The organism is Mucilaginibacter sp. (assembly GCF_039935595.1).
Classification (GTDB): Bacteria; Bacteroidota; Bacteroidia; order Sphingobacteriales; family Sphingobacteriaceae; genus Mucilaginibacter.
Window position 1 is genome coordinate 1 of sequence record NZ_JBDTJZ010000045.1, and the last position, 10,859, is coordinate 10,859.

At 38.7% G+C, this 10,859-nt stretch carries 10 protein-coding genes; 7 read left to right on the top strand and 3 right to left on the bottom strand.

All coding sequences use genetic code 11. The features are described 5' to 3' along the window. From ABI367_RS02495 to ABI367_RS02505, 3 genes are all read right to left on the bottom strand, one after another. The coding region (locus ABI367_RS02495) for a class I SAM-dependent methyltransferase (protein WP_462232043.1) at window positions 1-400 on the bottom strand (400 nt) is incomplete at its 3' end. Between the two features lie 166 nt (window positions 401-566). Further along, on the bottom strand, window positions 567-1,250 hold the full coding sequence (locus ABI367_RS02500; RefSeq protein WP_462232045.1) for a DUF4397 domain-containing protein: 684 nt from the start codon (window positions 1,248-1,250) through the stop codon (window positions 567-569). Between the two features lie 120 nt (window positions 1,251-1,370). Beyond that, window positions 1,371-2,030, bottom strand: a complete 660-nt coding sequence (locus ABI367_RS02505) for a DUF4397 domain-containing protein (protein WP_462258005.1) — start codon at window positions 2,028-2,030, stop codon at window positions 1,371-1,373. A gap of 264 nt (window positions 2,031-2,294) precedes the next feature. On the opposite strand from ABI367_RS02505, the gene ABI367_RS02510 reads away from it, so the two are divergent. The 7 genes from ABI367_RS02510 (at window position 2,295) to ccsA (ending at window position 10,858) form a co-directional block, all read left to right on the top strand. Further along, on the top strand, window positions 2,295-3,554 hold the full coding sequence (locus tag ABI367_RS02510; RefSeq protein WP_462232049.1) for a carboxypeptidase-like regulatory domain-containing protein: 1,260 nt from the start codon (window positions 2,295-2,297) through the stop codon (window positions 3,552-3,554). Window positions 3,555-3,606: 52 nt separating this feature from the next. Beyond that, window positions 3,607-4,281, top strand: a complete 675-nt coding sequence (locus ABI367_RS02515; RefSeq protein WP_462232051.1) for a cytochrome c biogenesis protein — start codon at window positions 3,607-3,609, stop codon at window positions 4,279-4,281. Beyond that, the gene (locus ABI367_RS02520; RefSeq protein ID WP_462232053.1) at window positions 4,282-4,485 is read left to right on the top strand and encodes a CcmD family protein; all 204 of its coding nucleotides are present in this window, start codon (window positions 4,282-4,284) and stop codon (window positions 4,483-4,485) included. 151 nt (window positions 4,486-4,636) lie between these two features. Then, the gene (locus ABI367_RS02525) at window positions 4,637-6,067 is read left to right on the top strand and encodes a Glu/Leu/Phe/Val family dehydrogenase (RefSeq protein ID WP_462232055.1); all 1,431 of its coding nucleotides are present in this window, start codon (window positions 4,637-4,639) and stop codon (window positions 6,065-6,067) included. A gap of 53 nt (window positions 6,068-6,120) precedes the next feature. After that, a complete protein-coding gene (locus ABI367_RS02530; RefSeq protein ID WP_462232056.1) occupies window positions 6,121-7,836 on the top strand; it encodes a gliding motility-associated C-terminal domain-containing protein in 1,716 nt (571 codons plus the stop codon). Between the two features lie 103 nt (window positions 7,837-7,939). Further along, window positions 7,940-8,350 (top strand): cytochrome c maturation protein CcmE domain-containing protein, encoded by a 411-nt coding sequence (locus ABI367_RS02535; protein ID WP_462232058.1) that lies wholly within the window; start codon window positions 7,940-7,942, stop codon window positions 8,348-8,350. Between the two features lie 9 nt (window positions 8,351-8,359). Continuing rightward, window positions 8,360-10,858, top strand: a complete 2,499-nt coding sequence (gene ccsA / locus ABI367_RS02540) for a cytochrome c biogenesis protein CcsA (protein WP_462232060.1) — start codon at window positions 8,360-8,362, stop codon at window positions 10,856-10,858. Window position 10,859 lies beyond the last annotated feature (1 nt).

Sequence of the window (10,859 nt, forward strand, 5' to 3'; positions counted from 1 at the left end):
GCAGTGTGGCCGCGGCCAAAATTATATCAAAATGATCAGACGGTAAATCCAGATTGCGCATATCATTCTGCAATAAAGTTACGGTACCGGTAGTTTGTGCCGATACGCGCTGCTTTGCTCTTTGTAGCATAGGTAAACTCAAATCATTTAAAGTGCAGTTAAGGTTTTTTATCTTGCTTAACATCTTTAGCGTATAATTGCCCGCACCACAACCAATATCCAGCAGTTGGGAAGCATTAGGATTTACATATTTTGCAGCCTCCGTGCAAAGTTCCATTGTAAGGGGAGCATCAATAGTAGTTAACTGCCCGGTATCAAGATTCGAAAATCGTTCCACATCATTATCAAAGCGATTGCGTATCTCGTCGTTTGTTGCTAATTGCGAATAATCTGTTTTCATAGTCCTTTAAAATAATAATTAAGATTTTAAGGTTCTGATATACATAATAACCAAAATAAATAAAACCGCTATTGCTACAAGTTTCATGATGTAAAGCAAATATGCAAAGAAATGGGCATAATAAAACCCGCTATTTATTATTTAGCGGGTTTTATTATTTAAGCAATTAGCTTTGAGCTATTATATGATAAGTAAGTGTGGCTGTTGTAGCACCAGATATATAAATAGTGTAAATATGGCCTGCCTGTATGGTAGTAGGTATACTTAGCATTGCAGTAGCCGATCCTGATGCATATAGAGAGAACGATGTAGCTGCATCAACCTCATAATAAGTAGAAGCCGCTTTGTTGGCAAGACCAGTTACTATTTTATTACCGGTTGATAGGCCAAAGTCAACATTACCTGTTACAGCCGAACTTACATTAATAAAGCGCACACGTGCTTTGCCTGATTGTGGCTGTGTGCGGTCATCTTGTGTGGTAGTGGCCGAGCCATCGTCAGTGAAATAAATAGAATTGTATGTGCCTGGCATAAACGAAGCACTTGAAGTACCATTTACAGTGGTAGTACCTGAAGTTTTAAACTGCACATTATGCGAACCACCGTTTACAGCTAAGTATTCTGTATTTTGCGTGTATGCAATGGCTGATTCATTGAGTTTATTATTATCAACATAAAAATCCTGAGGCGATGATGCCTGGGCCGAATTGACAGCCATAACATAGGCTGTTACCCCAACCGCACTATTGTTGTCTTTTTTACATGATGACAAGCAAACTGCAAATAGAGCCGATACTGACAATATAACCAATAAAGGCTTAGTGTTCCTTAAATTAAATAGTGTTTTCATGACTTTTTTTAATAGATGTTTATAGATAGGTAAACAACTATTATGTTGTAAAAGTTTTTAAAAACTACTTATAAGATAATTTTTAATTTACAGAGCAATATTGACGGGTAGTTTGGTGTATTACAATTGTTTTAATAATTTACCCGTAAGTGTACCATTTGTAGTACCCGCTACATAAAAAACATAAACGTTGCCAGCTTGCATAGATACAGGAATACTAAACAAAGGCGTTGATGTGCCTGCATTATAACCCGATATGGAAGTCATAGCAGGATCTACTTCAAAATAGATAGTAGGACTTTTGGGGGGGATGCCGGTTATTATTTTACTTCCGCCTGTAGCGCCAAAATCAATAGGTCCGGTTAAGTAAGTGCTCATATTAACAAAACGTATCCGGGCTTTGCCGGTTTGTGGTGCTGTTCTGTCATCCTCTGCCGTTACAATGGAGCCGCCATCTCCTAAAAAAGCACTATAAAAACTACCCGCAGTACAATCTAAATTGCTAGTTGCAACGTATGATGATGTTGATGCTACATTGAAAGTAACAGTATTTGTTGTAGGTAGTACTGAAAAATAGCCTACAACATCTCCTGGATTTAAGCCATTGCCAGCCCTGCTATTATTAATATAAAAATCGAATAAGCCACTTTCGGTAGCGTTAATACCTGCAATATTACTATAGGTAATTTGGGGTGAACTATCATTGGTTTTAGTGCAAGCCGAAAAGCATATAATTAAAAAACAATATCCGACAAACAGGCCCAGAGTTTTTAGATTCATGAAAGAAAAATACTTTTTCATTTTAGTAGGTTTTGTTATCAATAAATTAGTAAAAATTATACTTTTTGCTATAACGACTAAGCTATGCATAAAATTGTATACAGTAAATATACTTTATCAATACGTTATATTAATTAAACACGTTGCTTATAAAAAGTTTTATATTATTTATTGATATGTAACAATGTACTGTATTATTGCCCAAATAAATTTAATACCTAATATTATTCGTTTTCAATCAAACAAAATCCTTTAATTTTATTCATGCGTTTCCAGTTAATTTGCCTATACCTGTTGTTGCCGTTGTTATCATGGGCGCAATTTGGTAGTATTAGCGGTAAGGTATCACAATCAGGTTCAAAAACACCGGTAGCGCGCGCGAGTGTATTTTTAAGTAATTCATCCTTTGGTACCGTTTCGTCAGATAATGGTATTTATACCTTAAATAATGTACGACCAGGGCAGTATACCCTTGTTGTTACCGCTATTGGATATGAAGACTATACAAAAACGTTATTGGTAGGTCATGAACCTTTAACGTTAGATATTGAGTTAAAACAACAATCCATTCAGCTAAGAGAGGTGGTTATCTCCACAGCTACCAAGGCCGACTGGCGGCGAAACTATGAACAGTTTAAAGAGGAGTTTATCGGCACCGATAAAAATGCTAAAGATTGCGAGGTTATTAACCCGGATGTTTTAAATTTTACTACCCATAAAAGTAAAAAAGTGCTGGAGGCCTATGCCGATGAATTTTTAGTAGTTGAAAACCGTGCACTGGGCTACCGGGTTAAGTTTTTGGTTAAGGATTTTAAAAGCGACCATATATCCGGTATTATATCATACTCAGGCCAACGGCTTTTTGAAGAGCTACCAGGCAAAGCATCTCAAAAGAAAAAATGGCAAATAAAGCGCGACGAAGCTTATTATGGCTCGGCAATGCATTTTTACAGGTCATTGTACAAAAACAAACTGGACGAAGATGGTTTTGAAATATATCAGTTAAGGCGCACTTTAAATCCCAACCGCCCACCCGAAGAGGTAATTCAAAAACACCTGGATAAATTAAGGGCCGAATCCAACTCACGATCCTATAATTTAATTATCGACACGGTGCGATATTGGACAGATATGCAAAACCTTTCCCGTTTCTATATGCAGGATATAAGTACTGTTAAATATTTGCCGGAGGAAATACTCAGGAAGACTGAAACACCGGGTATATACGCCATAACATTTCCTAATTGCCTATATGTTATTTATACTAAAAAGCGCGAAGAAACTTATTTTAAAGATGTTTACCGCCCATTAACGATGCCTAATTACGAAACAACGATACTATCTTTTTTAAGTAAGGAGCCGGTAGCTTTTTTTGATATGAACGGAATTATTGTAGCCGATGGGCCGTTATATGAAGGCACCTGGTCAAAATCGCGCCTGTCAACATTATTACCGGTTGATTATGTGCCGGCTGCAGAGCAGGGTGGGGCCAAACAGGCGGCATTGCCTGCAGCAATTCAATAAAGTTATACCTATCATAAATCAAGTAAATTAGTACATTTGCCATATATAAATTATGAAATTCATTTATCAAACCTGGTGGAAAGTAATAGCAGTTTTGCTGGTTCTTTCATCGCTTATTACCGGCTTGTTAGTTGCTGTACCCAAAAAATATATCGTTAACGAAACCATACGTAACCTGTATTTCCATGTGCCTATGTGGATGGGGATGCTTACGGTATTCGTAATTTCGGTGTACTTTAGTGTCAGGTATTTACGATTTAATAGGCAAGAAGATGACCTGGCTGCTGTTGAATGTGTGAATAGCGGCCTGCTTTTTTATACATTGGGTTTAGTAACAGGCATGTTTTGGGCCAAATATACCTGGGGCGAGTATTGGAGCGGAGACCCAAAGCAAAACAGTGCTGCTATAGGGTTTTTATTATATGCTGCATACTTGGTTATGCGTAATGCTATTGATGAAGAACAGAAAAGAGCCAAAATTTCGGCCATCTATAACATTTTTGCTTTCCCCATTATGGTGGTAGTAATATTTGTATTGCCACGTTTAACAGACTCTTTACATCCGGGTAATGGCGGAAATCCTGGATTTGGCGGCAGCGATTTAGATAATACCATGCGCATCTCATTTTATCCGGCCATGTTGGGTTGGAGCTTTATAGCCTTATGGATAGCTACATTGCGGTACCGTATCCGGTTAATTGAATATAAAAGCAACGACATAAACTAAATGAAACATCTATCAATATTACTATCGTTATTATTAGGTTATACTACCAATATATATGCACAATCTCCAGAAATGGATGACGCATTGCGCAGTTCAGGAAAAATATATGTTGTAGTAGTAGTAATAGCTATTATTTTTATTGGTTTGGCTTTTTATCTCTTTTCAATAGATAGGCGACTAAAAAAAATTGAAAAGGAAAAATAACCGATAATTTAATGCTATGTTGATTAAACATAGTATTAATACTGTTGTTACTAATGGTATCTGGTATACGGGCGACATAAATTATGATGTTGATAAAATTTACATCAAATTTGCGCCGTTTATTAAGGATATTACATTTTAACACAACGCTATGTCTACAAATATTTTCGCTGCCGAACAACCCACACATTTTTTTAGTGATGTATGCAAAAACTTTGACCACGCGGCTAAATTCACCAAACACGATGCGGGGTTATTAGACCAAATAAAATCATGCAATAGCGTTTATCGTTTCCGTTTCCCTATACGCAGAGGTAATGGCTTTGAGGTGATAGATGCCTGGCGCGTTGAACACTCGCACCACCAGTCGCCCACTAAAGGCGGTATACGATATAGCGAGATGGTTAATGAAGACGAGGTTATGGCGCTTGCTGCTTTAATGACCTATAAATGCGCTATAGTTAATGTGCCATTTGGAGGTGCAAAAGGCGGTATAAAGATAAATCCTAAAAACTATACCGTTCAGGAACTTGAAAATATTACCCGCAGGTATACGGTCGAATTAATTAAGAAAAACTTTATTGGCCCAAGTATTGACGTACCCGCGCCAGATTATGGGTCGGGCGAGCGTGAAATGGGTTGGATTGCCGATACTTATGCTACCATGAATCCGGGCCAATTGGATGCTATGGGTGCTGTAACAGGTAAGCCCATTGCACTACACGGAATTGCGGGCAGGAGAGAGGCCACCGGCCGCGGTGTAGCCATTGCCGTGCGCGAATGCGTAAGTGTTGTTGAGGATATGCAAAAGCTGGGGCTTACAACCGGTATACTAAATAAGAAAATAATTGTACAGGGTTTAGGTAATGTGGGCTACTATTCCGCAAAATTTCTTTCGGAGTTTGGCGGTATAATAGTAGGAATAAGCGAAATGGAAGGTGCTATTTATAATACTGATGGTCTTGACATTGAGGCGGTATTTCAGCACCGAAAAGCTACAGGTTCAATTTTAGGATTTGCCGGTGCTACAGATCTCACTTCGGCTGAAGGTATTGAGCAGCCATGCGATATACTGGTACCTGCAGCTTTAGAGAATCAGATAACACTAAACAATGTTAAAAACATCAAGGCTAAAATTATTGCCGAAGGCGCCAACGGGCCAACAAGTCCGGAAGCCGAAGCTATATTTTATAAAAATGGCGGCTTAATTATCCCTGATTTATACGCTAATGCCGGTGGTGTAACTGTATCTTATTTTGAGTGGCTTAAAAATTTATCGCACGTTGCATTTGGACGCATAAGCAGGCGCTTTGAAGAAAACAATAACCTTAACCTGGTAAATATGGTTGAAGGTATTACAGGTATAGCGTTATCGCCAATGCAGCGTTCGGTAATTGTTAAGGGCGCATCAGAGCTGGAGTTAGTAAACTCTGGCTTGGAAGATACCATGATACGCTCGTACCACGAGATAAGAGAGATATACAAAAGTAACCCCGCTATAGATAGCTTACGTACAGCCGCTTTGGTTGCTGTAATAAACAAAATAGCTGTGTCCTACCAAAATTTGGGTATCTGGCCATAAAAAATTAAAAAATCTATATATAAAGCCAAACCTATATCTTTAAAAATTCAAAAATGAAATTGATTTTTAAAATAGGATTTGGCTTTTTACTTTTTATAGCTACCGCATCTTTTGCGCAGTTACCGCCGAATATTGGTTTTGAAAAAGGCAATTTCGATGGATGGGAATGTTCTGTTGGTAAACGAAGTCCAGCTGGCGATGTTATGTATCCTGGTGGTGGCCCCACATACAACAGACACACCTTGATCGATACCAATTCAAGAAATCAATTAGATAAGTACGGACATTTTCCGGTGCTTTGCCCTAATGGGAGTAATTATTCTATAAAACTAGGTAATGACCTTGCCGGTGGACAAATGCAACGAGTTAGCTATACTTTTATAGTTCCCGCGAATGTTGACACTTATAGTATAGTTTTTAATTATGCCGTTGTGTTAGAAGACGGCGGACATCCAAAAAGCATACAGCCACTATTTACCGCTAAGGTGTTTGATGTGACTGATAATACAGAGGTGTCATGTCCCTCATTTGATTTCTCTGCTTCATCAACTTTACCCGGCTTTAAATTATCTGATATTAGAAAACCACCTATGCCTACTCCTAATGGTGGTTTTACCGTTCCTGGCCCTATTTATTATAAAGATTGGTCAACTGCAATGATTGATCTTAAAAGTTATGCAGGAAAAAAAATCAGACTGGAATTTACTGCCGAAGATTGTCAACAGACGGTGCACTCGGGCTATGCTTATTTAGATATTGATGAACAATTAAGCTTAAAGCCAATAAGCGGCAATATATTTTGTTCAAACCAAACACAAACCACACTTAACGGCCCTACAGGATTTGCTGATTATATATGGTACAAGAATGGCGACTTAAATCAACCCGGTGTTCATGGACAAAGTATAACAATACCGGCGGTAGATCAGCAAAAATACACCCTGGAGGTTATTCCTTACCCCGAGTTGGGTTGTATTGATTATTTATACATCACCCTTGAAAAACTTGCAGAGCCTTTTAATTTAGTGGTTGCTAAACAGGTGCTTGGGTGCCCGGGTACCGGCGTTAATTTAAAAGCTTCAAGCGTTACTGCCGGCAGTAGTAGTAACATGCAATACACTTATTATACAGATCCAGCCGGGTTAGTTTATTTGCCCAACCCTGATGCGGTTTTAAAGTCAGGAACCTATTATATAAGGGGCACAAATGCAGGTGGTTGTACTGATATACAACCTGTTGAGGTTGTAATAAGTAGCCCCGATATAACAGTTGTCGACCCCTCAAGAGTTCAATATCCTACAATGGTCGACCTCTCAACCACATTCACTCATGTTACAGGTAACACTTATTCTTATTTTAAAGATGCGGCTGCTACTGTAGCCATGGATCAAAATATAAACGTTACCGGCACCTATTATATAAAAGCAACCAGCGGTACACCGTGCTCTGTTGTAGTGCCGGTTAAAGTTGTGGTTGATCCGCCGCCACCTTATACTATTACTGCACCAAACGCATTTACACCTAATGGAGATGGCATAAATGATAATTTTTCAATTAAACTGGACGGATATATAACTTTAAGTAGTTTAAATATATTTAACAGGTATGGGCAAAGAGTATTTACCACCAGATCGGCAACAAATTATTGGAACGGTAATATGGGGTCGCAGCAATTACCATCAGGTACTTATTACTGGATATTTGAAGGGACTGACGACTATTACCATACTAAGGTTACCAAGGCTTCGTCTATTACTATAATCAGGTAAATAATCAATAATAATTCTAAATAATATATATCGTTAGTAATAAACATTATTAACTATACGTTTTGTATTTTTGTAATCCGATAAATAAGGAAATAAACCACCAATGAAGAAAAGTTCAATTTTTGGCCTTGTAGTTATTGCGATAGCAATAGCGGTCATAATAAGTGTATATGCCAACTCAAGCACCTATGGCTCATTTACTGATGCCAAAAGTACCAACAGCGAATTGCACGTAGTTGGCCACCTGGATCTACAAAAGGAACGGTTTTACGATGCAACAAAAGATGCTAACTATTTTTCTTTTTTTATGAAGGATAATAAGGGTCAGGAGTGCAAAGTGGTATTTACCGGCACTAAACCACAGGATTTTGAACGGTCAGAACAAATTGTATTAACCGGCCAAATGAAAGGGGATGAATTTCATGCCTCATCAATTTTGATGAAATGCCCATCAAAATACACCAAAGATCAAGTAGAAATTACAGAGTTTAAGGCTAAACAGGCCAGCATATAATATATTTTAATGGATACAGCTTTTAAAGGCGAACACCTTTTACCGGGTCAGTTAGGCCAGTTCTTTATAGTTTTGGCATTTGGCTCGGCTTTGCTGGCAACCATTAGCTATTATTTTGCTACCACCAATAAGTTTGATACTTCGTGGAAACGGCTGGGGCGCATTGGCTATTTAACCAATACATTCTCGGTTATTGGTATTGGTGCGTGCCTATTCTACATTATTTTAAATCACCTTTTTGAATACTATTATGCCTGGCAGCACTCATCAGTTGATTTGCCGGTGTACTATATCATATCCAGCTTTTGGGATGGCCAGGAAGGAAGCTTTTGGCTTTGGGCCTTTTGGCAGGGTGTTTTAGGCAGTATATTAATTTGGCGCGCTAAATCATGGGAAAACCCGGTTATGACGGTAATCTCTTTATCGCAAACACTATTGGCAAGTATGCTTATAGGCGTAAATATATTTGGCGAACGTATAGGGACATCACCATTTATTTTGCTGCGCGAGGCTATCAACTTGAAAGAAACCGTACCCATTTTTGCCGCCAACGCCGAAACTTACCATAACTACCTTACCTATATTACGGACGGTAATGGCATGAACCCCTTGCTGCAAAACTATTGGATGGTGATACATCCGCCCACCTTATTTTTAGGCTTTGCATCAATGGTAGTGCCTTTTGCTTATGCTATTGCCGGTTTATGGCAAAAGCGTTATAAAGAATGGGTGCAGCCTGCCATATCATACGCATTGTTTGCGGTGATGGTATTAGGTACCGGTATTATAATGGGTTCGTTTTGGGCGTACGAGTCGTTGACCTTTGGTGGTTTCTGGGCCTGGGATCCTGTAGAAAATGCTTCTATTATTCCGTGGTTGGTATTAGTTGGAGCGTTACACGTGATGATCATTTTTAAAAACACGGGGCACTCTTACATAACAGCTACAATTTTGGTACTGGTAAGCTTTGTATTGGTACTATATGCATCTTTCCTTACACGTAGCGGTATTTTGGGAGAAACATCTGTTCACGCTTTTACTGATGCCGGTATGTTTTGGCACCTGGTGGCTGATGTTGTACTATTCCTGGTTTTGGCCATTACCGTAATGGCTATACGATGGAAAGAACTGCCTACCAGCAAAAAAGACGAAGAGACCTACTCGCGCGAGTTTTGGATGTTTGTTGGGGCAATATTTTTAGCCTTATCATGCTTTCATCTGGTGGTGGTAACTTCTATACCTGTTTGGAACGCCATGTTTGGTACAAAATTAGCACCACCTGCTGATCCTATTAAGCATTACAATACTATACAAGCATCGTTTGCGGTGGTAGTTACACTTTTAACCGGGGTTACCCAGTTTATGAAGTACAAAAAAACCGATGTTTCCCGGTTTTTTATTACCTCATTAATATACCTGGTACTTGCTGCTGTAATAACCGCGGTGATAGTTTACGTAACAGGAATTTACAAGCTGCAATTTATATTTATATTGATAATGCTTGGAGCGGTTTATTCCATTCTGGCCAACGGAAAAGTATTTGCCGATGCTATAAAAGGCAAATCAAAATTAGTTGGGTCGGCAGTGGCGCATATAGGCTTTGGATTAATTATGGCAGGGGCATTGGTATCAGCAGGTACAAGTAAGGTTATTTCAGAGAATACCACCGGCGAGCAGTTCAGCACTGATTTTGTTGCGGCTAAGAATAATCCTCGCGAAAACATTATGATGTATAAAAATACACCCGTGCAAATGGGTAAATATACAGTAACTTATATTGGCGATTCTATATCATCTCCAAACCATTATTTTAAAGTTGATTATAAAGTTGTTGATAAGGACGGTAAAATAACTGAACATTTTATACTAAAGCCTAATGCGCAGGCCAACCCTAAAATGGGCCTGGTATCATCGCCAGATACCAAGCATTACTTGTTTAGTGACCTATATACACACGTAAATATGTCAAACGCTATAACTTATAATGAAGGTCAGCAGGCAGCATCAGGTAGTCATGATGAGGCTGACGACGATAAAAATTATGAGGCCCCGGTTGCCTATACAGTAGCAGTTGGCGACTCTATTCCGTTTAGAGCCGGTTATGCTGTGTTGACCGCGGTAACTAAGGTGGACACCTTACCCAAAATCCCTATTACTGATAAGGATGTAGCCATTGGCGCTAAATTACAAGTAGTTTCTAATGGCAAAACTTATGCATCCGAGCCTTATTATTTAATTAGAAATAAAAACGTGTTTGATTTTTCAAATACCGTTGATGATGCCGGTTTAAAGTTTCGCTTCTCAAAGATCATCCCTGATAAAAATGATCCGTCAAAAACCAAAATAGAGATAACAGTTTACCAAAAACCCGAAAGCGCACGCAAGTGGATAGTTATGCGGGCCATACAGTTCCCGTATATTAATTTCCTTTGGTCGGGTACTATTATTATGGTTATAGGTATTTTGCTGTCTATTTTTAGAAGGAATAAGGAGTTGAAAATCGTTTAGT